The organism is Coprococcus comes ATCC 27758, assembly GCF_025149785.1.
GTDB lineage: Bacteria > Bacillota > Clostridia > Lachnospirales > Lachnospiraceae > Allocoprococcus > Allocoprococcus comes.
The window spans coordinates 2,080,799-2,104,533 of sequence record NZ_CP102277.1; the positions used below are offsets into that span (position 1 = coordinate 2,080,799).

Here is a 23,735-nt window from a genome sequence, read left to right on the forward strand (position 1 = left end):
AAAATAGTGTTCAATTCACTTATTGTGCAATGGAGATGAAACTCAAAAATTGTGGAAGCCTTTGCTGACACAATTTTCGCTCTCAGAGGTTCATCGTAATGCCCTTGCACAATGGAATTGAACACTATTTTTTTGATCCCGGTCGCCAACACAACCTATATTTTAACGCCTCTTTTTTACAACCCTACTTCGTCGTACTTCCAAATCCCCCGTTTCTGACTGCTGTCGCATCGTCATCCACAGTAATTCCATACTCAACAAAAATCCCCTGCATAAAGCCTGTCCCTTTTCCAAGCTCTACCGTTTTATTCTCATTGGTATCATTCGTCAATTTCGCAAAGATATGACCTTCATTATCAGAATAGAAATAATCGCTGTCAATAATTCCTACCGTATTATTCAGCTGCAGACGGAACTTGAATCCAAGTCCGCTTCTCGGATAGCATTTGAGCACCCAGTTTTCTTCCATTTCCACACGGATCCCTGTCGGGATCTTGATCGTCTTTCCCGGCTCGATCACAAAATCATCCGGTGCATAGAAATCATATCCTGCACTTCCTGCCGTTGCACGCTTCGGCAATTTGATTTCTTCATATAAAGCCTTGATCTGATCCTCTGTATACTGCTCACCAAAGGTATCCTTCCATCCTTCCATAAACTGTTCCAGACTTACTTTGTGAAATTTAGCAATTCTCTTCATGTAATACTATTTCTCCTTTTCCTAATGTCTCCGGTACGTTAATGACCATCTGGTTCGCGCTGCCTTTCCAGTGCAGATCCAGTTCTTTCTTCTCAACCTCGAATTCTCCGTCCACCAGAACGTCCAGATAATTTACAATATCCATATTCTTGATATCTTTCCATTCATAACCGGTGTAAAGCCAGATCGTCTTTGACGGAAATTTTTCTTTAATCTCTTTTGCCAGCATCATGACCTCATAGGCATTTGCCGAATGCAGCGGGTCGCCTCCACTGAATGTGATCCCACTGATATAATCCTTCTCCAGTTCTTCAAAAATCTCTGCCTTCGCCTTTTCATCGAAGAAAAGCCCACCATTCGGATCCCAGGTCACCGGATTGTGGCATTCCTTACAGCAATGGTCACATCCTGCAACCCAGAGGACAACCCGCAGGCCATCCCCGTTGAGCATATCATCTTTTGTTATATTATGGTAACGCATTTACATACTTTTCCTTTCCGCAATTTCTGCCATCTTGGCATCATTGAGTCTGGTATCTCCCTTGACTCTCGAATAAGACAGATATCCGTTCATACGATCAATCTTCGTCAGATTCTTACTTCCACATACCGGACACACATCCATAGACAGCTCTTCATGACCACAGTCATCACAGTAGGCAAGCGACAGATTAACACCCTCATAAAATCCCATATCCATTGCACGGCGTACCAGTGATTTGATAGCCTCTTTGTTATAATTGATCGGGTATTTTACATACTGGATCTTTCCACCGTTACACAGATCCCAGAAACGGTTTTCCAGATCCTGCTTTTCGATCGGTGTAATATCCTCGGTTACATGGCAGTGAAAACTGTTGCTCACATACGCCCTGTCCGATACATTTTCCACGATTCCATATTTCTTACGGAACTGCTGTACCTGCACACCACACAGATTCTCAGCCGGTGTTCCGTAAATCGCATACAGATAGCCGTCTTCTTTTTTAAATTCATTGACCTTCATGTTGATATATTCCATGGTCTTGATGGCAAATGCTCCATCCTCTACCAGGGACTTTTTATTATAAAGCTGCTGGAATTCATTGAGCGCCGTAATTCCAAAGGAAGCGGTTGCCGATTTCAGCACCGGCTTAATCTTGTCATGGATCTTCAGATGTCCGCCATAGAAACCACCCTCACAGTAGGCAAGCGGATTCGTAGAAGCACGCAGCTCTCCGAGGTATTCGTAAGTACGGATATGAAGCTTCCGGATCAGTTCCAGGTAATAATCCAGTACCTCAAAGAAATCCCGGTTCTCCTGTCTGGATTTGGCAAGGATCATCGGAAGATGGAGACTGACCGCACCGATGTTGAATCTTCCGACAAATACCGGCTCATCCTTTTCGTCCACCGGATTCATACCGCCTCTTTCATACCATGGAGATAAGAATGCACGGCATCCCATCGGACTGATGACCTTTCCGTAGCGCTTGTAAATACTCGGCACATAGCCTTTTCCGGTAAGGCTGAGCCAGTCCGGATACATAGTCTTTCTGGAGCACTCGATTCCGGCTTCAAAAAGATCTTCTCCCGGCTTTCCAGGTCCATGTAAATTTTCATCATAAAGGAACACGATTTTCGGGAAAAGTACCGGTTTTTTATGTCCCGGCTTTCCCTGTCCTCCTGCTCTTACTTCCAGCATCGTCTTTGTAACAAGCTTTCCGTATTCGCTGATATTGGTTCCGCTGGTCATGGTAATAAATGGATAGTCTCCACGGCTTGAGGATACGGAGTTGAACTTATACTCCCATCCCTGGAATCCCTGCTCCATCTCTTTTTCCAGATCCTTCCAGGCAATCTCCTGTGCTACTTCTTCCGAAAGTCCAAGGCTTCTGTATTTGTTCAGATGATTTTCATGGGAACGCTTCGCATAAGGCTCCAGGATCTCATCTACGCTCGGCACGGTAAATCCTCCGTACTGCTGGCTTGCCGCACTCAGTACGATATCTCCGATCACATCAAATGCCGTATCCAGCGTCTTTGGCTCATTGTACCACAGATTTCCCATCTCAAATCCACCGGTCAGTACGCTTTTCACATCAAAGAGACAACAATTCATCGTATCTCTTCGGGCTGACATATCATGGATATAAATATATCCTTCCCGGATTGCCTGTAATTCTTCCACCGTCAGGAAAAATTTCTTATATAATTCTTTGTTCAGCTCATTGAAGATCAGGCTTCGCTTGGTCGATACCAGTGCACTGTCTGTATTACTGTTCTCTTTGTCCCCGATATACATGATCGACTGGCTTTTCTTATAAACCTCGTCAAGCATCTGCACAAAATCCTGCTTGTAATTCCGATAGTCCCGGTAACTTTTTGCCACGATCGGATTCACTTTCTCAAGCGCTCCCTCTACAATATTGTGCATTTCCGGAATCTGGATCTCATGCACTCCGAGTTCTTCTACCTTTTCTTCTACAAAATGACAGATAAAATCAATATCTTTCTGTGAAAATTTGATCAGTGCACGATATGCAGACTTATTGACTGCCACAACGACTTTTTGCACGTTAAATTCTTCTTTTGTCCCATCTTTTTTTACAACTTTCACATTGTTTAAGCTCATCTTCTTCTCCTTTCTGATAACTACAATATATTGTATTCTATTTAAAAGGCATACTATATCTTGACCGTTTCCCTCTATTTTAGCACTATCACAGAGAGAGCGTCAATCTGTGAAAATAACCAATTTTCCGGCAGCCAGACAGCCAAATCTTCTACAGGCATATTCCTGAAAATCCATTGACATTTTATACCGGACAGGCTTCTCCTTCTGTATTCAGACAATAGCCTTTCATTTTGAAAATCCTCGAACAATTTTTCCAAAACCTTTGGCGATACAAAAAAGAGATAAGCCGAAACTGTTTCCTTTTCTGCCTATCTCTTTAATTCATAATCTTGTATTTTTTAGTTTCCACACTCAATACTGATCTCATTGAACATCGTCAGGATTTCATCGATCGAGGTATCCTCTTTATCTTTTCCTGCCTTATCCATCACACAATGTCCCTGATGCATCATGATCAGACGATTACCGTATTCTACTGCATAGCGGAGATTGTGTGTGACCATAACCGTTGTCAGATTTTTTTCTTTTACAATCTTATCGGTCAGCTCCATGATCAGTTCTGCTGTCTTTGGATCCAGCGCAGCAGTATGCTCATCCAGGATCAAAAACTCGATTGGTGTCATCGTAGACATCAGCAGTGCCATCGCCTGGCGCTGTCCTCCGGAAAGTGATCCGACTTTGACATGAAGCTTATCTTCCAGTCCAAGACCAAGCTGGGCGAGCTGTTCTCTGTAATAATCAATACGTGCCTTATTAGTTCCCCGTCCAAGTCCGTAAAACCTTCCTTTATTGTCCGCAAGAGACATATTTTCCAAGATCGTCATGGACGGACAGGTTCCCATAGATGGATTTTGGTACACGCGTCCGATCTTCTGGTTTCTCTTGTATTCTTTTACCCTTGTGATATCTTTTCCATCGATCAGGATCTGTCCGGATTCTACCGGAATACTTCCGCAGATGATATTCAGCATCGAAGTTTTACCAGAACCGTTACTTCCTACTACAGATACAAATTCGCCCTGATTGATCGTCAGATTGAAGTCCTCAAAAAGACACATCTCATTGACTGTACCCGGATTATAATATTTGTGGATATTTCTAAGCTCCAGCATTCTTCTTCACCTTCTTCTTTCTCTCCATACTAAGCACCAGAATTATCAGGAATAAAACGGCTGTGATCAGCTTCATATCCTGCGGTTCGAAGTTCTTCAGTGCGATTGCCACACAGGCCTTGTAAATGATAGAACCGATCAATACAGCTGTCGTTGTTTTTACAAAACTGATTTTTTTGAAAATACTGGTTCCGATGATAACACTTGCAAGACCGATTACCATCGCCCCTGTACCACTGGAAATTTCAAATACACGTTCTTCCTGGCAGAAAATACATCCCGCAAGCGAACACAGCCCGTTTGCGATCGCAAGTCCCAGGATTTTCACATTTCCTTCATCCTTTGCCATTGCAGTTACCAGTTTATCGTTATCTCCGACTGCGCGGAGCAGGTATCCGGACTTGGTATTCAGGTAAAGGTCGAGAATGATTTTCACAATTAACGCAATGATCAGAATGATGAGCAATGTAGAGTAAGCGGAAAATCCTGACGGAAGCAGCTTATCCAGTGTATCATTTTTAAAGATTGTCTTCTGGGAAAACAATGGTACATTGGCTGTTCCTGCCACACGAAGGTTGATCGTCCAGAGCGCTGTCATCATAATGATACCTGAAAGCAGATCTCTTACCTTGCATTTGACATGGATCAGTCCGGTACAGATACCGGCTGCCACACCTGCTGCAAATGCAGCCGGAAGGGTCAGATACGGGTTCGCTCCTTTTGTGATCATAAGCGCCGTTACGGCAGCTCCTAATGGAAAGCTGCCATCTACGGTCAGATCTGGAAAATCCAGAATTTTGTATGTTATATAAATTCCCAATGCAAGGATTCCGTAAATCAGTCCCTGCTCCAAAATCGATACTGCAAAGCTCATTGCATTGCTCCTCACTTTTCTAATTCAAATTTAGTTTTCGCTGATAGAATCGTATGTCTCTACTGCGCTGTTTTTCAGATCGTCTTCCACTGTGATTCCAAGATTTTCTGCTACTTTTGTATTCAGGTAAAGTCCTGCTTCTGTGATCGTCTCAAATGGCATTTCAGATGCTTTCTTTTCTCCTTTGAGAACCTTTGCTGCCATCTTACCTGTCTGTTTGCCAAGTGCTACATAATCAAGGCCTTCTGCTGCCAGGCATCCAAGCTTCACCTGTTCGATCTCACTTCCGAATACCGGAATATTTGCTGCATTTGCCTTATCCAGAATGGTTGCAAGTGAGCTTACTACCGTGTTATCTGTCAGGTTGCTGATGCAGTCTACCTGTGACAGAAGATCGTCTGTTGCAAGTGCGATTTCTGATGTATTTGTAATTCCCTTTTCTACAAGTTCAAATCCATAGTCACCGACTTTTTCTTTGTATTCAGCAATTGCAGATACGCTGTTTGCCTCACTTGTTGTATAGAGGATACCAATCTTCTTTGCATCCGGAAGAAGTTCACGGATCATTTTCAGCTGTGCTTCAATCGGAAGTTTATCACTGGTTCCTGTGACTTCTCCAACCGGGTTTCCTTTATCATCTGCAAGCTCTGCTGCTTTCGGATCTGTAACTGCAGTATAGATAACCGAAATATCCGTATCCATCGCAGCATTGTATGCTGTCTGTGCACTTGGTGTTGCGATTCCGCAGATCAGATCTACTTTATCGGATACAAAGCTGCTTGCGATCTGTGATGCAGTTCCCATATCTGCTGCCGAGTTCTTGTATTCAACATTCAGATTCTTTCCTTCCTCGATACCTTCTTCTTTCAGTCCCTCTAAAAATCCTTCACGGCAGTTATCTAAAGATCCGTGCTCTGCAAACTGGGAAATACCGATTGTATAGCTCTTTTCTCCATCTGCTGTCTTGGAATCTGACTTGCTTCCACATCCTGCCATCATTGTTACTGCCATTGCCATTGTTAATAATACTGCGATTGTTCTCTTTTTCATAATTTTGTTCTCCTCTTCTTGATAAATAATTTTCTTTGTTAGCTTTCAAGAGAAGGTGTTTCTTGATTCCGCGCCGTACTACAACAGGAATACATATGTAACATCCTGCCGGAGACTTTTTATTTCATAGGAAGTTCCTTCGGAATTTCCTATGAAATAAAAAACGCCTCAATCCTTCTACGGATTGAGGCGACTAATATCTTCTACTAACGCGGTACCACTCAACTTTAACAGTTTCCTGTCCTCTTTTATGTACTAACATACATCCCTTATTGATAACGGGTTTGGTTCCCGACAAACCATACTCTCAATTATCTGATTTCAGGCTGCCCTCGAAAGTCCATTCAATTATCAACTCCATACAGCAATCCCACCGCCTGCTGCTCTCTGTGATATCGTTCGATAACCTACTCCTCTTTCTCAACGGTTTTACAATTTATGGTTAATATATTACCTCTTTATTCTCTGTTTGTCAACCTGGTTTTTGGAATTTTTCAGATTTTTTCACTCCATTTTCTCAGCTCCCTGAAAAATATCCTGATAACATACCCCGTAATTATCTAAAATCAGCGAAAAAATCTTACGGTTCTTTTCATATTCCATCCCCAGCTCAAGATAAGCCTTAAGATGCAATAATGCCCCCAGAAGATAGACTCTGTCGTCTTCTGTTTTATAAAATTCATACAAACGGTAAATACTGATTATGAGGAGTTCTTCTTTATCCACTCCAAGTCTTTCACATTCATTCACCGCAAGCTTTATCGCCTCAATATCTGTTCTGTACGATTCCCAATCCATCTCTCTCCCCCCTTTTTTTAATCATATCCTATCATGGCGTTTTTGTAAAGTTAACTTGCATATAATATCATTCTTTTTTCAAATTGAAATGCTACACTACTTTTATGAAGGAGAGATACAGCATGGAAAAGAATTTCGGTACACGCGTTCGGCAGGCACGTCACAAAGCCGGTCTTACACAGGCAGCACTAGCAGAAAAACTAAATCTTGATGAGACAACGATAAGCCGGATTGAAAATGGCAGCCAGGCAACATCCTTTGCAACCATGCTTAATTTTTCAGAAGCATTAGATGTCAAATTTGATTATCTGATCTGTGACTACCTGGATGATTCAATTCATTCAAAGGATCCGATCAATGCCGAGATCCTGGATATGATCACACCGCTTCCTGATAATTATAAACGATTGATCCGTGATAATATCCGACAGTTGTTAGAAAAGATTCCACCAGAGATGGGCGAAAAATAAATGTAGTCTATGCCACCCCGGAGGAGAAAAAATCCTATAGATTCAAGTTGAATCTATAGGATTTTTTCTCTTCCGGGGCACTCTGGGTTACCGGCTGTAACTGTTCTTCACCCATTTGTATTGTGTTCGACAGAGAGGCGGTGTTACCCTCTGCGTTGTCCGGGTTCGTTCTGACCTATACGGGCGGCACGCAGCACGTGAGAGGCGAGTACAGAGGTTGTGACGTTTCCTACTCCTCCCGGAACCGGTGTGATATGGGATACTTTTTCCCGGACATTTTCGTAGTCCACATCTCCACAGAGGGTTCCGTCTTCCAGTACGTTGATTCCGACATCCGCTACCACCGCTCCTTCGGCAATCATATCGGCGGTGATATGGTTTGCCCGTCCGATCGCAGCTACTATTATCTCTGCTTCGCGACATCTGTCCGCCAGATCTTTTGTGCGTGAATGGCAGATAGTTACAGTTGCATTCTGTCCAAGCATCAGCATGGAAAGCGGTTTTCCAACAACCATGCTTCTTCCGATGACGGTCACTCTTTTCCCCTGGAGTTCAATTCCATAGTGATTCATAATGTGCATCACTGCCTCAGAAGTACAAGGCGCATAAGCAGTTCTGTCACCTTCGAATATTTTTGCAAGATTTACAGGACTCATTCCATCCATATCCTTTGCCGGGTCGATCATCTGTCTGATCTTCTCTACATCGAGCTGCTCCGGAAGCGGCTGGAACAAAAGGATCCCGTGAACCTCCGGATCTTTATTGATCTTACAGAAAGCATCCTCAAATTCTTCCTGTGAAATATCTTCTGGCAGTTCTGCAATGCGGCACTCGATTCCGATCATTTCCATTCTCTTTTTTGCTCCACGTTCGTAGGCAAGATCATTTTCTTTCGCTCCTACCCGAATGATCGTAAGGCATGGATTTACTCCCGCCGCATTCAACTCTTCTCTTTCTCTGATCAGCTTTTCTTTCATGGCTTTTGCCACTTCAGCCCCTCGCATCTGTATGCTCATGTCTTCCTCCTGTCTGTCTTATCTGTTATGGTCTGATACCCTTAAGTACAGCATCATAAGTTGTCTCTTTCAGTTCTTTGCCTGTCGCAATCAGTTGATCAGCCCGATAATTCAGTCTTTCAGCTTCTTCCTGATCCTTCATCATCTTTGTATTGATAAAAATATTAAGAGAAGCTCCTTCAAGGGCTGCCTGTGCAAAGAGGATTGCAACTCCTGCATCGCTGACAGCAAGCCTGCTTCCTTTTTCCCCCAGTACCCGGATCATCTCCATAGTATCTACAATTGTTTTCATGATACACAGTGGTGCTTCTGCCGCATTTTTAAGTGCGGCCTCCATAACTTTTTCCTTCTCTGCCTGTTCTTCCTCTGTCTCTTTTGGCATTCTGTAAGCCTTTGCCAGTGGTTCAAAAGCCTCGGCATCTTCATCTACCATCCGGACCAGATCCTGCTTCTTCTGCTCAAGTTTTTCTCTTATCTCTAGAATTTCTTCTTCAACATCCGCATATTTCTTTTTTCCGACAGTCAGATTTGTAACCATAAGTCCCAAAGCTGATGCGAACGCTCCGACTGCTGCCGATGCACCGCCACCTCCCGGAATCGGTGCTGACGATGAGAGCTGTTCCAAAAAATCAGTTGTTTTCTGCTCCAATAACATATTTTTCCTCCCGCTTATTTTTGCTTTCCTATTATAGCAAAGGATTTCTCTTCTGAAACATAGTACTTTCTGATATGCCTTTCAGGATATCGGTATATGAAATTCTATCTGAATCCTAATGAAAATCCGGTGTCCCCACCATATCATACGGGGTTGCCTGGTAAACATAGTAATTCAGCCAGTTTGCATACATACAGTTACCATGTGCTCTCCATGTAAGAAGTGGCTTCTGTGTGCTGTCATTGTCTGGATAATAATTCTCCGGCATTTCAATCGGAAGTCCTTTGCTCAGATCCCGCTTATACTCCTGATCCAGTGTCACCCGGTCGTACTCCGGATGTCCCATCACAAAAATCTGTCTTCCATTCTGTGCCATGATAAGGTATGCTCCTGCCTTTTCCGACTCTGCCAGAATCATCAGTCTCTCATCTGCACGGATCTTCTCAATTGGCACATCTGTATGTCTCGAATGCGGTGCATAAAATACATCATCAAATCCACGTACCAGAGGAATCTTACGGTTCATAACCTTATGTTCAAAGATACCGAAAAGCTTTTTGTCCAGCTGTACTTTATTAATCCCATAATGATAATAAAGTGCTGCCTGTGCTCCCCAGCAGAGATGGATCGTTGAAGTAACATGCGTCTTTGTCCACTCCATGATCTCTACAAGCTCTTCCCAGTAATCCACCTCTTCAAAAGGCATCTGCTCTACCGGTGCTCCGGTTATGATAAATCCGTCAAATTTCTGATCTTTTACATTTTCAAAATTCTCATAAAACCGGTTCAGGTGATTCGCTGAAGTATTCTTTGAAACATGATTTTTCACTGCCAAAAACACAATGTCAACCTGCAGCGGTGTATTGGAAAGGGAGCGCAGAAGCTGAAGTTCTGTATCCTCTTTCAGTGGCATAAGATTCAGAAGTCCGATCTTGATCGGACGGATGTCCTGATGAACCGCACGGTTCTCATCCATTACAAATATATTTTCTTTTTCCAGTATTTCTTTTACCGGAAGGTCATTCTGTACACGAATTGGCATTTCTGCTTACTTCCTCTCTTTTTTATTTTCCCCGTTTTTTACCGCTGTATCATTTTCTTCCGGATTTTCTCCGACAAATCTTCCGCTATCATCCACATAACTCTTTTCCCCATATTCCGAAGTCTGAAGCGGAAGCTTTTTCTTCTCCAGCAAATGATTGATCAGCATTGTAATAATATAATAAACTACTGCAAATGTAGGTACGCCCATGATCATTCCTACAAATCCAAACAGACCGCCTCCGAGCAGGATTGAAAATACAACCCAGAATGCAGATAATCCGGTCGAATTGCCCAAAATCTTCGGTCCGATCACATTTCCATCAAGCTGCTGCAGCACAAGAATGAAGATCAGGAAAGACAAGCCCTTGATCGGATCATTCAGCAAAATCAGAACGGCACTCGGAATAGCACCGATATACGGTCCGAAGAAAGGAATGACATTGGTCACACCAACGATTACACTGATCAAAAGTATGTACGGCATCTTCAGGAGCGTAAGTCCAAAGAAGCAAAGCACTCCGATAATCATAGAATCAATGATCTTTCCAATAATAAATCCACCGAAAATCTCATTGCTTTTCTTTGTCAGATGCAGGATCATATTGGCATGATCTGTACGGAACACTGCATAGACGATCTTTTTACTCTGTGCGGAAAATGTTTCCTTACTGAACAGAATATAGACTGATACAATAAGACCAATCAGAAAATTCAGGATCTCACTGACAAAATTGATGATCCCAACCGTCAGGTTTGACATCACTTCATTAACCTTGGTTAAAAGATCCTGTTTGATCCAGTTCTGTAATGCATCCGATCCCTTTTCTAACAGGTTACGTGCCATGACTCCGGCAGGACTGGTATCTTTCTGGATACTTATGATCTTCGTAACCATATCACTGATCTGTCCCGGCAGAGTCTGAACCATGTCACGGATACTTTTATAAAGTTCCGGAATCAGCATATTGCACAGTGCCAGGATCAAAGCAAGCAGCATAACCAGCGCTGCAAAAACACCGACACTACGCGAAACCTTCTTTGCCTTTTCCTGAGACATTTTCTTTTTTAATTGTGGAATCAGCCACCGGTCAATCTGCTTTACGATCGGATTCAGCAAATATGCGATCACCATTCCGTATAGGATCGGCTTTAACACATCAATTACTTTACTGACACCTACTGATATATCCTCTATTCGGAGTAACAGAAAATAAAAGATCACACAAGCCGCAATAACAAGGAAAAAGGTAATCCCCTTCCTGAAATGCAGCAAAATCTTTGACGGCCCTCTGTTACCAAATTCCGGACGCTTTTCATAATACGCTGCCGATTTCTTCTCTTCCGGCTTCCCCGAAACCCCTTTCTCTACATTGTCTTTTTTTTCCATTTAATTTCCCTGTCTTTCTTCAAAAGTCCGATTTTTATTATACCTTCTTTCTAACACCCCCGTCAACCTCCCCAACCATCCTTTTCGCACCTTTTCTCTCATTCCTTGCACACAAACAAACAGGTGCAGGAGAAACTCTCCCACACCCATCACTTTCATCTACGCACATCCACAACTGAAAGTTGCACATTCCGTCTCATCACAGCTGCATGCCTTGCTGCCCTCCACACTGATCTTTCCTGCATGGCACTGGCATTCCTTATTATACTGGCACTCCGTGGCCTTGCAGTCGATCTTGCTTGTCGGACCCGCCTCACCAGTCACATTACTGTAGGTGCCGCTTTTTCTTTCTTCAAAGCTGTCACAGCTTGTCTCTGCAGCTTTCCGTGCAGATTTTCCTCCCACCGTAATTGCGTTCAGATCACAATAAAAATCTTTGTTGTGCATACATGTCTGTACTGTACATTTTAATTCAGGCATAATGTTACCTCCTTTTTGAAAATCAGTATCATTATGCCCGAAAGTTTTATTTCTTATTCAGATTTTATTTAAAACTCTATTTATCGTCTTCTTTTTTTACTTCCCTTGCTGTTTTGGCCTGGATCTCCATCTTGATTGCTGCAAGAAAGTCCGTCAGTGACTTCTGTCCTTCATCCCCTTCAAAACGGCTTCTTATAGATACCAGTCCGTCCTCTTCTTCTTTTGCTCCGACAACCAGCATATACGGGATCTTCTTCATCTGTGCTTCACGTATCTTGTATCCGATCTTCTCTGCACGTGTATCAATTTCTGCACGAACACCTGAATTATTCAGTTCATCCAGAACCTTCTGTGCATAATCCATATATTTGTCTGAAATCGGAAGCACCTTAACCTGTACCGGTGCAAGCCATGTCGGGAATGCCCCTGCAAAATGCTCGATCAGGATACCGATAAATCTTTCGATCGATCCGAAGATTACACGATGGATCATGATCGGACGATGTTTCTCACCATCTGCTCCTGTGTATTCAAGGTTAAATCTGAGCGGAAGCTGGAAATCAAGCTGGATGGTTCCACACTGCCATGTTCTTCCGATAGAATCTTCCAGATGGAAGTCGATCTTCGGTCCGTAGAACGCTCCATCTCCTTCATTTACTACATATGGAAGTCCCAGATCGTCCAATGCGCCACGAAGAGCTTCAGTAGCCATATCCCAATCTTCATCACTTCCCATGCTGTCCTCCGGTCTTGTAGAAAGCTCCACATGGTATTTAAATCCAAACAGGCTGTAAACTTCATTGATCAGTTTTACAACGCCTTTGATCTCATCACGTACCTGCTCTGGTGTCATGAAGATATGTGCATCATCCTGTGTAAAGCATCTTACACGCATCAGTCCATGAAGCTGTCCTGATTTTTCATGACGGTGAACCAGTCCGAGTTCTCCCATACGAAGCGGAAGGTCACGGTATGAACGTGGTTCAGATTCATATACAAGAATTCCTCCCGGGCAGTTCATTGGTTTGATAGCGAAATCTTCATCATCGATCACAGTTGTATACATATTGTCTTTGTAGTGATCCCAATGTCCTGATGTTTCCCAGAGATGGCGGCTCAACATAATCGGTGTTGAAATTTCAACATAGCCGGCTTTTTTGTGAATCTCTCTCCAGTAATCAAGCAGCTGGTTCTTCAGTTCCATTCCTTTTGGAAGGAAGAATGGAAATCCCGGTCCTTCTTCTCTCATCATGAAAAGTCCAAGTTCTTTTCCAAGTTTTCTATGGTCACGCTTCTTTGCTTCTTCCATCATATGCAGATATTCTTCAAGCTCTGCTTTCTTCGGATAGGAAGTACCATAAACTCTCTGAAGCATCTTATTCTTTTCACTTCCGCGCCAGTAAGCTCCTGCAAGGCTTGTAAGTTTGAATGCTTTTACCGGTTTTGTGCTCATCAGGTGAGGTCCTGCACAAAGATCTGTAAATTCTCCCTGTGAATAGAAGCTGATTACGGAATCTTCCGGAAGGTCTTCGATCAGTTCCACTTTATATGGTTCATCTTTTTCTTTAAAATATGCGATTGCTTCCGCTCTTGGCATTGTATACTGTTTAATTGGAAGATCTTCTTTAACGATTTTCTTCATCTCAGCTTCGATCTTTTCCAGGTCTTCTGCTACAAGCGGAGTCTCACGGTCAATATCATAATAGAATCCGTCTTCAATTGAAGGTCCGATCGCAAGTTTTGTATCCGGATACAGTCTCTTGATTGCCTGTGCCATAATGTGAGATGTTGTGTGACGGAATGCACCTTTTCCTTTTTCATCATTGAATGTAAGAATGTTCAGCTCACAGTCTTTGTCGATCACAGTTCTTAAATCAACAACTTCTCCGTCAACTTCTCCTGCTGTTGCAACCCTTGCAAGTCCTTCACTGATATCTTTTGCAATATCAATTACAGACATGCTCTGTGCATATTCTTTGCTTGATCCATCTTTTAATGTGATTTTCATAGTCTTTTTGTTCCTCTCTTTATTTTATAATTTCTGATTATACAACATTTTTCTGTGCAAGCTCCGGATCCGGATGTTCTCCTGACCATCCTGCCTGTGGCATAGTTGCCAGTCTCGATACATCCTCTTCGCTGATCTCAAAATGGAACAGATCCATATTCTGTTTCATCCGCTCCATCGAAGATGATTTCGGAAGCGGAATGATATCATTCTGAAGCAGGAATCTCAGACACAGCTGCGCCGGTGAAACCTGATACTTTCCGGCAAGTTCAAGGATCAGTCCATCTTCCAGAATCCGCCGTCTTCCGATCGGGCTCCATGCCTGCATCTGAATACCATGCTCTTTACAATACTGCACAGCAGCCTGCTGCATATAACCCGGATGCAGTTCCAGCTGGTTGACAACTGGTTTTACTGTTCCATTCTCCAGAATGTTCTTAATATGGTGCGGAAGAAAATTGCTGAGTCCAAGTCCCCGGATTTTTCCTTCTTTCTGAAGTTCTTCCATCGCCCTCCAGGTCTCAAGATCCAGTTCTTTCCAGTTCTCACAGTCAGCCGACGGTCTTGGCCAGTGGATCAGATAGATGTCCAGATAATCGGTACCAAGTCTTTTCAGACTCTTTTCTAATGCATCCTTTGTCTGCTGATATCCCATTTCATCTTTCCACATCTTGGATACAAGGAAAAAATCCTCTCTTGGAAGATTGCTTTCACGGATCGCCTGCCCTAAAAAATCTTCGGTCTGATAAAAGGATGCAGTATCAAAATAGCGATATCCCGCTTCTATGGCAGTCTTTAAAACCTCTACGTTATTCCCTTCTGCTGCTTTGTAAGTTCCAAAACCAACGCATGGGATTTTCATATCATTGTTCAGCTTGAAACAATCGTAAATACTTTCCATTAGATCATCCTTTCTGTAAAAGCTACTGTCTGTAATTCAAGACCGCATATTGCACAAAAGAAATTCATCCAATTCCATTGCGCAAAAAGTGAATTGGCTGAATTTCTTTTGTGCAATATGCTCCTTCAAATTTTCTAGTACATCTTTTCCAGACAACTTAACTTTTAAAATAAAAAACCTCTGCAACAGATTATCTGCTGCAGAGGACGAGTTACTTTGTATACCCGCGGTTCCACCCCGCTTGTCCTGATTTCCAGGACCTCTTTGTGGATGATAACGGTATCCAGCCGGACTGTTTTACAGCCGCTCGGAGGTGGTCTTCAAACGCTTCTGTAATAAGAGGCTCTCAGCCTAAGACCTCTCTCTCTGGGATTTTTCTGCGTTCTACTCTTCTCTTCATCGCATTTGCTAACATTATACCATGGGATTTTCATTTGTCAACACGTTCAAAAAAATGTATTGAAAATTTCTATCAGAACTTATTTGTTCTTACCACAGCATTTTTTATATTTTTTACCGCTTCCGCACGGACATGGATCGTTTGGATAAACTTTCTTTTCTACGTGGATTGTACGTGCGTTTTTCTGTTCTTTGTAAAGGACTTTTTTCTTTTCTTCTGTAAAAATCTTATCCCACTGTGGCAGTTCATACAGCCAGTCAGCTTTTGCATCTACCATGTTCTTGTAAAGCAGTTCTTTATCAAAAGCAAGACTTACCTCAGTGTCCTCATCCATTGTTTCAATTGGATTAGCCACTTTCAGGCTGTCATTGATTCCATCAAGGAATCCTGTCATTGTAAATACATTAATGCCATATTTTTCAGCAAGTTCCTTTACAGTTCCTTTTACTTCTTCGTCCGGATTCTCAAGCAGCTTTTCATAGATCTCTTTTTCAGTCTGGAAATAGGTTCCCCAGAATTTCTGCAGAGAAGCTTTATCCATCTCTTTCGAGTAAGCGGTATCTCTCCACTGTTCTAATAATGTACTCATACTGTAAATTCTCCTTTTTGTTCTTTATCACTTCATATATCATACAGCATTTTTCGACTGTTTGCAAAACATTTTCTTGTAGAAATTGTTTTTTATCTATATAATAGAGATAAAGTACAGTACGAAGGTGGTTGTTATGAAAAAATTCAAGCGTTTTGCGGCTCTTATCTGTGCAATTCTTCTGTTCCTGATGTACGTCAGCACTCTGGTATTTGCATTTATCGACAAATCCAGATCATTAGGACTTCTGAAAGCATCTGTTGCCTGCACGATTCTTGTGCCGGTTATGAGTTACGCCTACATCCTGGTTTATCGTCTGATTCACAGGAATGATGACGACTTTCACAGTGAATATTAACATCTCATACATAAAGCTCTGCCATCATCCAGGCAGGGCTTTTCTCTTCGCCGAATCTGCCACCGAATCGTTTTTTCTCCTGTTCTCTAATCTTCTGTCTCTTATTTAGATATTCTTCCATGGAAATGACTTCCTGTGTGCTGATATTCTTCTCTTTCTGCATATCTTGTTACCTCCTGTCTACAGTTTTTTCGTCTGTCTGCCTTCTGGTATAAGCCTCATCCGGCATTTCCCCGACATCTTTAATATATGTTCTTATTTTCTGATTTATGACTTTTTCTTTTTTATGATGATACCAGATTGCTACGTGCTTTACACTCTCGCAATCCTCAAAAACATTCATCATCTTTTTATTTTAAGAGTATAGCCGTGTTCTGTGACCTTACTATGGAGATTCTCTAAAAAAATCATAAGTTGTTTCTTAAGAAAATATGATTGACAACACCACGTCAATTCACTAAACTAGACATAGTGAGTAGTAAGAAAGGAAGAACATCATGAACAATTTGCAGATACCGGAGAATTACCATTCTCCACTTACGATCCGCGAGACTGAAGTGGCTATCAAAGAAGTAAAAGACCACTTTGAACGCGCACTTGCCAAATCTCTGCATCTGACGCGTGTATCCGCTCCTCTTTTCGTCCGCCCGGAATCCGGACTGAACGATAACCTGAACGGAGTAGAACGCCCGGTTGCATTTGGCATCAAAGAACAGGAAGACCGCGAAGTTGAGATCGTCCACTCTCTTGCAAAATGGAAACGTTACGCCTTAAAGCGCTACGGCTTTCATTCAGGAGAAGGACTTTATACTGATATGAGCGCTATCCGCCGAGATGAAGATACTGACAACATCCATTCCATCTATGTTGACCAGTGGGACTGGGAAAAAGTAATTTCCAAAGAAGAACGCAACATGGAGACACTGGAATACACTGTAGGAAAAGTATACAGTGCACTCAAAGAAACCGAAGCCTACATGGCACGCCGTTACAATTATATTGAAGAATTCCTTCCGGATGAAATCAGCTTCATCACATCCCAGGAACTGGAAACCATGTATCCGGACAAGACACCAAAGGAACGTGAATACCACTTTGCCAAAGCCAAAGGTGCCGTATTCATCAAACAGATCGGTAAGACCCTTGCCTCCGGACAGCGTCATGACGGACGTGCACCGGACTACGATGACTGGGAACTGAACGGTGATATCATCGTCTACTATCCGGTACTCGATATCGCACTGGAGCTTTCTTCCATGGGTATCCGTGTCGATGAAGATGCACTCCGCCGTCAGTTAAAGGAAGCCGGCTGCGAAGAACGCGCCGAGATGGATTTCCAGAAAGCATTACTGAACGGAAAACTTCCGTACACAGTCGGAGGCGGAATCGGACAATCCCGAATCTGTATGTTCTATCTCCGCAAAGCCCACATCGGAGAAGTCCAGTCCTCCATCTGGCCGGACGACGTCCTCGAAGAAGCCGCATCCCGCGGAGTGTACTTACTGTAATACATAACCAACCATTATCACAATTTGATAATTTACCATAAAAATGAGGCAGGACTTAAAAAAGCCCTGCCCCTTTTTTATATTCCTATTTATTTCTGAAGATGATATCATGTCTTCCCGGTCCATTAGAAACCATTGTGATCGGATATCCGATTTCTTTTTCGATAAACTCAATGTAGTTTCTGCAGTTCTCCGGAAGATCTTCGTATTTCTTGATTCCTCTGATGTCGCATTTCCATCCCGGAAGTGTCTTGAATACTGGTTTTGCTTTCTCAAGAAGATGTGTTGTCGGGAATTCTGTTGTAACTTCTCCGTCAATCTCGTATCCTACACATACCGGAATTTCATCCAGGTATCCAAGTACATCAACAACAGTAAATGCTACATCTGTAGCTCCCTGCATACGGCATCCATATTTGGATGCTACACAGTCAAACCATCCCATACGTCTCGGGCGACCGGTTGTTGCGCCGAATTCTCCGCCGTCTCCACCGCGTCTTCTAAGTTCATCTGCTTCTTCGCCAAAAATCTCACTTACAAAGGCACCTGCTCCTACTGCACTTGAGTATGCTTTACATACTGTAACGATCTGTTTGATCTCATACGGCGGGATTCCAGCACCGATCGCACCATAAGCTGCCAGTGTAGAAGAAGAAGTTACCATTGGGTAAATTCCATGATCCGGATCCTTTAATGTTCCAAGCTGTCCTTCAAGAAGGATTTCTTTTCCTTCCTTGAGGGCTTCGTCAAGATACAGAGAAACGTTACATACATACGGTGCTACCATTTCTTTGTATTCCATCAGTTCGTTATATAAATCATCAGGATTGATTAACGGTTTGTGATAAAGGTGTTCCAGCATAACATTCTTCTGCTCTGCTACACGGTTTACCTTTTCTCTAAGTTCAGCTTCGTCTTCAAAAAGCTCGCTGATCTGGAAACCGATCTTTGCATACTTGTCTGAATAGAACGGTGCAATACCAGACTTTGTAGATCCGAACGACTTTCCGCCCAGTCTCTCTTCCTCATATGCATCAAAATTCTTGTGATAAGACATCACCATCTGTGCACGGTCTGACACCAGAATCTTCGGCATCGGAACATCTCTGTCAATGATTGACTGGATTTCCTTGAAAAGAACCGGGATATCTACAGCGACACCATTGCCGATGATACTGGTTGTATGTCCGTAGAAAACTCCTGACGGTAATGTATGAAGAGCGAATTTGCCGTAATCATTGATAATTGTATGTCCGGCATTTGCTCCACCCTGGAAACGAATGATAATATCTGCTTTTTCGGCAAGCATATCTGTGATCTTACCTTTTCCTTCGTCTCCCCAGTTCGCACCTACTACTGCTTTAACCATAATAAATCCTCCTGCGTGTTCTTGGCTATCTGTGAAATATCTCCACAGTGTCATCCCTCTTTTCATCGGGATAACTCCTACTTATAAATATAATCAATGTCCCTTATAAAGACACCGATTGAATTATACTACATTTCAAATAAAAAGTACACTCTTATTTTCAGCTACTTCCCGAAAATTCCGCATTTTTCTTGATTTTACTGCTCTCTGAGTGTTTTCCTACATCAGCGGTGCCACAATTCTTAAAACCTGACCATATATTTTCACAAAAGTGCTCCGGTTTCTGACCTCCGTCATCGTCACCTTCTGGCATTTTGCAAGGGTCTCCTGGAAATCTTTTTCAATATCACGCACCACCGGATTGCGGTAAATGAAAACACCGCATTCAAAATGCAGATAAAGACTACGGTAATCCAGATTGATACTGCCTACTGTCGCCGTATCATCGTCTGAAGTAAATACTTTCGCATGGACAAATCCAGGCGTATATTCATAGATCTCTACCCCACCTGCGATCAGTTCCTCATAATAAGTCTTCGCAAGATAAAATGCATACGGCTTATCCGGAATATGTGGCATAATAATCTGCACTTCTATTCCACCTTTTGCAGCTCTTGTCAGCGCATCAATCATCTCATTGTCCAGGATCAGATACGGTGTCATAATATGCACATACTTCTTGGCATGATTCAGGATGTGGAAATACACTTCTTCTCCTACATTCTCATGGTCAAACGGACTGTCTCCATATGGGATGATGTAACCGTCTTTGCGGCTGAACCCCGGCTGCTTTTCTGTCAGATACTTTGCATAATCCTCCGGCTGTCTCTCCGTAATATTCCACATCTGCAGGAACATCATGGTAAAACTCTGCACGGCATCGCCTTCGATTTTGATCGCTGTATCTTTCCAGTGTCCGAACCGGACTTTCTTGTTGATATATTCATCTGCCAGATTGACACCTCCGGTAAATGCAACCTTTCCGTCAACCACACAGATTTTCCGGTGATCCCGGTTATTCTGGCTGGTAGAAAGGATGGGTACAATCGGTCCAAATTCCTTGCACTGGATTCCATATTCCCTGAGCTGCTTCGGATACTCATACGGCAAAAGGCTGATACTGCAGGTTCCGTCATACATCAGGCGTACTTCCACGCCCTCTTTCACCTTTTTACGCAGGACCTCCAGGACAGTGTCCCACACATATCCTTCTCCGATAATAAAATATTCCATGAAAATAAATTTTTCTGCCTTATTCAATTCCTCGATCAGAACCGGAAATTTGTCATCTCCCAGTGGAAAATACTGTGCCTGTGAGTTCCCATAAGTCGGAAATCCCACCTGGTTATAAAGAAAATGTGACAGATTGGCATTCGCAACCCTTCCACCTTTCATCGCATGGACGACATATTCATTCTGCTGCATATAAGGTTCAGTCTCCACTCGAAGCTTCTCCAGTCTGGCACCCAGATATTTAGTTCCGATCCCTGCTTTTGTAAACAGATAAAATCCAACTCCGACCACCGGGACAAGGAACACAAACAGGATCCACGTCATCTTAAACGCCGGATTCCCTTTTTCATTAAAAATATAAATCGCTGTAATAAAGGAGAGAAGGGACATCACTCCGTTCATATAGGTACTGTAATTTCCCAGATATGTAAAAGTGAGAACCATAATACCAATCTGAAGAAGAATCAGCAGAAGAATAATCGCGGTATGGCTGTACACTGCACCAAATACTTTTGTCTTGGCACGTTCTTTGACTGACTTGCTGGTATCATGGTATTTTGTAAATTCTCTCATGCGCGGTCTTCCTCTCTTTAGATACTATTCTATATCGTAACACAATTTTTATTCTTTCACAACATTCCAGCTGCTTATAATCGTACAACACTTCCTTATTTTTGTTGTTTTTCTGGTTCTTTTATAAATATTTTACTTTCCCTTTTCAAATAAAAGTATTACAATAAAATTATTCATGTATACTATATTTCATGACGAACTATCTCATCTGCCATATCTGACAGGACGAGATCAAGAAAGGAGCAGCAACATGGCTAAAAATTTTGGTAAAATCCTGCTCGGACTGACTGCCGCAGGCGCAGCTGGTGCCGGTGCATATTACTGGTTAAAGAACCGACATAATGAAGAACCGGAAGACGAGTTCGATGACTCTTTTGAAGAGGATGATTTTGAACTGGATGATGATCTTGGCGAAGTGCCTGAGCGTGGTTACACAACTCTTACTCCATCTTCTGCAAAGGAAGAAACCTCTGAAGAGTCTGAAGAAAAAACTGACGATGCAGAAGCCGGACCAGAAGCCGCTTCCCAGACACCGGAAACTGATTCCGAAGAATCCGATCCGGCTTCAGAAGAAGTTTAAGAAAGAACTTTTCTTACAGCTTATCATTTTCTGCATAAAACCAAAACCCGGAAGAATTTTTCATTCTTACCGGGTTTTTCATTGCCATTTCTTTTCAAAAACTGTCGACTAACACATTATTTGCAATTAAATTCTGAGCAAGACTGCTTTCTTTATTTTGGCAGCTTGAATGAACTCTTCAGCGAAACGATTCTGTTAAATACCAGATGTTCTTTAGACGAATCATGAGAATCCACGCAGAAATATCCCTGACGTACAAACTGGAAGCTTTCATATGCTTTTGCATCTGCAAAGTTTGATTCTACAAAGATTTCTTTCTCTGTAAGAGAATTCGGATTCAGGTTCAGGGAACCGTCTTCTTTATTGTAGACACCCTTTTCTTCGTCGATCAGATTCTCATACAGTCTTACGGTTGCCGGAAGTGCTGTACTTGCCTCTACCCAGTGGATCGTTCCTTTTACTTTTCTTCCTGTGAATCCGGAACCGCTCTTTGTCTCCGGATCATAAGTACAATGTACAACAGTTACATTACCATCTTCATCCTTTTCAAATCCTGTACAAGTTACAAAGTAAGCATTCATCAGACGTACTTCGTTGCCTGGGAACAGACGGAAATATTTCTTCGGAGGCTCTTCCATAAAGTCTTCTCTCTCAATATAAAGCTCTCTTCCAAATGGAAGCTGACGGCTTCCAAGTTCTTCATTCTCAAGATTATTCGGTGCATCCAGATATTCAATCTGTCCTTCCGGATAGTTATCGATCACAAGCTTGATCGGATCAAGGACTGCCATCATACGTGCTCTCTTAAGCTTCAGATCCTCACGGATGCAGTACTCGAGCATTGCATAATCTACAGAGCTCTGTGCTTTGGAAACTCCGCACAGGTCAACGAACATCTTGATAGATTCCGGTGTGAATCCACGGCGACGAAGTGCTGCGATAGAAACCAGTCTCGGATCATCCCATCCGTCTACGATCTTATCTTCTACAAGTTTCTTGATGTAACGCTTTCCTGTAACTACGTTCGTCAGGTATAATTTTGCAAATTCGATCTGACGCGGTGGATTTGCAAATTCACATTCTCTTACTACCCAGTCATAAAGCGGTCTGTGATCTTCAAATTCCAGTGTACAGATAGAATGAGTGATTCCTTCGATTGCATCCTCGATCGGATGTGCAAAGTCATACATCGGGTAGATGCACCACTTATCACCGGTATTATGATGTGTCATACGGGCTACACGGTAGAGGATCGGATCTCTCATATTGATATTCGGTGATGCCATATCTATCTTCGCACGGAGAACCTTCTCTCCGTCTGCATACTTGCCTGCACGCATATTTTCAAAAAGCTCCAGGTTCTCTTCCACACTTCTGTCACGGTACGGGCTGTCTTTTCCCGGCTCTGTCAAAGTTCCTCTGTACTCACGGATCTGATCCGCTGTCAGGTCACAGACATAAGCTTTTCCTTTCTTGATCAGTTTGATCGCATACTCATACATCTGATCAAAATAATCAGATGCAAAGTAAAGGTGATCTCCCCAGTCAGCACCCAGCCACTTGATATCCGCTTTGATAGACTCAACGAACTCAGTCTTTTCCTTTGTCGGGTTGGTATCATCAAAACGCATATGGAATGTTCCGTTATATTTCTGTGCAAGTCCGTAGTTTAAAAGGATAGACTTTGCATGTCCGATGTGAAGGTATCCGTTCGGTTCCGGTGGGAAACGGGTACATACATGATCGTATACGCCTTCTGCAAGATCTTTTTCAATTTCCTGTTCTATAAAATTCTTTGATACAGCTTCTTCTGCCATTGAAGTTCCTCCTCGCATCTCTCTATTACTTCATAATCTGCCATTATATGGCAGTCTTTTTCTTGTCATGCATCTCAATCATTGTCCTGTGGACAGTTTTGATTCATGTCCTTTAGTTTATCACACTTTCTACACACGGACAAGTGAAAAAAAAGCAGACATTGTACCTTCCAACCGGAAATACAACTCTGCTTCT

23 protein-coding genes and 2 other annotated features are annotated in these 23,735 nt (G+C 42.6%); of the genes, 4 read left to right on the forward strand and 19 right to left on the reverse strand.

The annotated features are described in order from the left end of the window. Positions 1-184: 184 nt before the first annotated feature. The 7 genes from NQ556_RS10460 to NQ556_RS10490 form a co-directional block, all read right to left on the reverse strand. Positions 185-700: a dCTP deaminase/dUTPase family protein gene (locus NQ556_RS10460; RefSeq protein WP_008374818.1), complete on the reverse strand. Its 516-nt coding sequence runs from the start codon at positions 698-700 to the stop codon at positions 185-187. After that, complete coding sequence (nrdG, locus tag NQ556_RS10465) at positions 684-1,181, reverse strand: anaerobic ribonucleoside-triphosphate reductase activating protein (protein ID WP_008374816.1); 498 nt, start codon at positions 1,179-1,181, stop codon at positions 684-686. Before nrdG ends, NQ556_RS10460 begins: the two co-directional genes overlap by 17 nt. Beyond that, on the reverse strand, positions 1,182-3,314 hold the full coding sequence (gene nrdD / locus NQ556_RS10470) for an anaerobic ribonucleoside-triphosphate reductase (protein WP_022220542.1): 2,133 nt from the start codon (positions 3,312-3,314) through the stop codon (positions 1,182-1,184). A gap of 341 nt (positions 3,315-3,655) precedes the next feature. Beyond that, a complete protein-coding gene (locus NQ556_RS10475) occupies positions 3,656-4,429 on the reverse strand; it encodes an ABC transporter ATP-binding protein (RefSeq protein ID WP_008374812.1) in 774 nt (257 codons plus the stop codon). After that, positions 4,416-5,303 carry an ABC transporter permease gene (locus tag NQ556_RS10480; protein ID WP_008374811.1) on the reverse strand — a complete coding sequence of 296 codons (888 nt, stop codon included), beginning with the start codon at positions 5,301-5,303 and terminating at the stop codon, positions 4,416-4,418. Before NQ556_RS10480 ends, NQ556_RS10475 begins: the two co-directional genes overlap by 14 nt. Before the next feature lie 30 nt (positions 5,304-5,333). Then, complete coding sequence (locus tag NQ556_RS10485) at positions 5,334-6,353, reverse strand: ABC transporter substrate-binding protein (protein WP_022220543.1); 1,020 nt, start codon at positions 6,351-6,353, stop codon at positions 5,334-5,336. Positions 6,354-6,535: 182 nt separating this feature from the next. Continuing rightward, positions 6,536-6,786, reverse strand: a binding site (T-box leader). 71 nt (positions 6,787-6,857) lie between these two features. Continuing rightward, positions 6,858-7,151, reverse strand: coding sequence for a hypothetical protein (locus tag NQ556_RS10490; RefSeq protein ID WP_022220544.1), 294 nt, complete (start codon positions 7,149-7,151; stop codon positions 6,858-6,860). Positions 7,152-7,273: 122 nt separating this feature from the next. Between NQ556_RS10490 and NQ556_RS10495 the strand changes: the two genes are divergently transcribed. Further along, entirely contained in the window at positions 7,274-7,621 is a 348-nt protein-coding gene (locus tag NQ556_RS10495; RefSeq protein ID WP_022220545.1) for a helix-turn-helix domain-containing protein, read from the forward strand. 143 nt (positions 7,622-7,764) lie between these two features. Here NQ556_RS10495 and NQ556_RS10500 read toward each other — a convergent pair whose 3' ends face one another. From NQ556_RS10500 to NQ556_RS10535, 8 genes are all read right to left on the reverse strand, one after another. Then, on the reverse strand, positions 7,765-8,637 hold the full coding sequence (locus NQ556_RS10500) for a bifunctional 5,10-methylenetetrahydrofolate dehydrogenase/5,10-methenyltetrahydrofolate cyclohydrolase (protein ID WP_008374807.1): 873 nt from the start codon (positions 8,635-8,637) through the stop codon (positions 7,765-7,767). Positions 8,638-8,662: 25 nt separating this feature from the next. After that, the gene (locus NQ556_RS10505) at positions 8,663-9,292 is read right to left on the reverse strand and encodes a cyclodeaminase/cyclohydrolase family protein (RefSeq protein ID WP_008374806.1); all 630 of its coding nucleotides are present in this window, start codon (positions 9,290-9,292) and stop codon (positions 8,663-8,665) included. Positions 9,293-9,407: 115 nt separating this feature from the next. Further along, on the reverse strand, positions 9,408-10,334 hold the full coding sequence (metA, locus tag NQ556_RS10510) for a homoserine O-acetyltransferase MetA (RefSeq protein ID WP_008374805.1): 927 nt from the start codon (positions 10,332-10,334) through the stop codon (positions 9,408-9,410). Between the two features lie 6 nt (positions 10,335-10,340). Beyond that, positions 10,341-11,723, reverse strand: coding sequence for an AI-2E family transporter (locus NQ556_RS10515; RefSeq protein WP_008374804.1), 1,383 nt, complete (start codon positions 11,721-11,723; stop codon positions 10,341-10,343). A 159-nt stretch (positions 11,724-11,882) separates the two neighbouring features. Next, on the reverse strand, positions 11,883-12,203 hold the full coding sequence (locus NQ556_RS10520; protein WP_022220546.1) for a DUF1540 domain-containing protein: 321 nt from the start codon (positions 12,201-12,203) through the stop codon (positions 11,883-11,885). Positions 12,204-12,279: 76 nt separating this feature from the next. Next, on the reverse strand, positions 12,280-14,211 hold the full coding sequence (gene thrS / locus NQ556_RS10525) for a threonine--tRNA ligase (protein ID WP_008374800.1): 1,932 nt from the start codon (positions 14,209-14,211) through the stop codon (positions 12,280-12,282). 37 nt (positions 14,212-14,248) lie between these two features. Then, on the reverse strand, positions 14,249-15,112 hold the full coding sequence (locus NQ556_RS10530) for an aldo/keto reductase (protein ID WP_008374798.1): 864 nt from the start codon (positions 15,110-15,112) through the stop codon (positions 14,249-14,251). Between the two features lie 199 nt (positions 15,113-15,311). Further along, positions 15,312-15,521: a binding site (T-box leader), on the reverse strand. A gap of 70 nt (positions 15,522-15,591) precedes the next feature. After that, positions 15,592-16,101 carry an SEC-C metal-binding domain-containing protein gene (locus NQ556_RS10535; RefSeq protein WP_022220547.1) on the reverse strand — a complete coding sequence of 170 codons (510 nt, stop codon included), beginning with the start codon at positions 16,099-16,101 and terminating at the stop codon, positions 15,592-15,594. A gap of 136 nt (positions 16,102-16,237) precedes the next feature. Here NQ556_RS10535 and NQ556_RS10540 point away from each other — a divergent pair, with 136 nt between their 5' ends. Then, positions 16,238-16,459: a hypothetical protein gene (locus NQ556_RS10540; RefSeq protein WP_022220548.1), complete on the forward strand. Its 222-nt coding sequence runs from the start codon at positions 16,238-16,240 to the stop codon at positions 16,457-16,459. 4 nt (positions 16,460-16,463) lie between these two features. Here the strand turns inward: NQ556_RS10540 and NQ556_RS10545 are convergent, their stop codons facing one another. Then, positions 16,464-16,622: a hypothetical protein gene (locus NQ556_RS10545; protein ID WP_008374787.1), complete on the reverse strand. Its 159-nt coding sequence runs from the start codon at positions 16,620-16,622 to the stop codon at positions 16,464-16,466. A gap of 334 nt (positions 16,623-16,956) precedes the next feature. On the opposite strand from NQ556_RS10545, the gene asnA reads away from it, so the two are divergent. After that, positions 16,957-17,967 carry an aspartate--ammonia ligase gene (gene asnA / locus NQ556_RS10550; RefSeq protein ID WP_008374783.1) on the forward strand — a complete coding sequence of 337 codons (1,011 nt, stop codon included), beginning with the start codon at positions 16,957-16,959 and terminating at the stop codon, positions 17,965-17,967. 85 nt (positions 17,968-18,052) lie between these two features. Here the strand turns inward: asnA and NQ556_RS10555 are convergent, their stop codons facing one another. Together NQ556_RS10555 and cls are read right to left on the reverse strand one after the other, a co-directional pair. Then, positions 18,053-19,336, reverse strand: coding sequence for an adenylosuccinate synthase (locus NQ556_RS10555; RefSeq protein ID WP_055157598.1), 1,284 nt, complete (start codon positions 19,334-19,336; stop codon positions 18,053-18,055). A gap of 219 nt (positions 19,337-19,555) precedes the next feature. Further along, positions 19,556-21,142, reverse strand: a complete 1,587-nt coding sequence (cls, locus tag NQ556_RS10560) for a cardiolipin synthase (protein ID WP_008374777.1) — start codon at positions 21,140-21,142, stop codon at positions 19,556-19,558. A gap of 250 nt (positions 21,143-21,392) precedes the next feature. On the opposite strand from cls, the gene NQ556_RS10565 reads away from it, so the two are divergent. Next, positions 21,393-21,722 carry a hypothetical protein gene (locus NQ556_RS10565; protein WP_022220550.1) on the forward strand — a complete coding sequence of 110 codons (330 nt, stop codon included), beginning with the start codon at positions 21,393-21,395 and terminating at the stop codon, positions 21,720-21,722. 152 nt (positions 21,723-21,874) lie between these two features. Here the strand turns inward: NQ556_RS10565 and NQ556_RS10570 are convergent, their stop codons facing one another. Then, positions 21,875-23,539, reverse strand: a complete 1,665-nt coding sequence (locus NQ556_RS10570; protein WP_008374772.1) for a glutamine--tRNA ligase/YqeY domain fusion protein — start codon at positions 23,537-23,539, stop codon at positions 21,875-21,877. Positions 23,540-23,735: the final 196 nt, after the last annotated feature.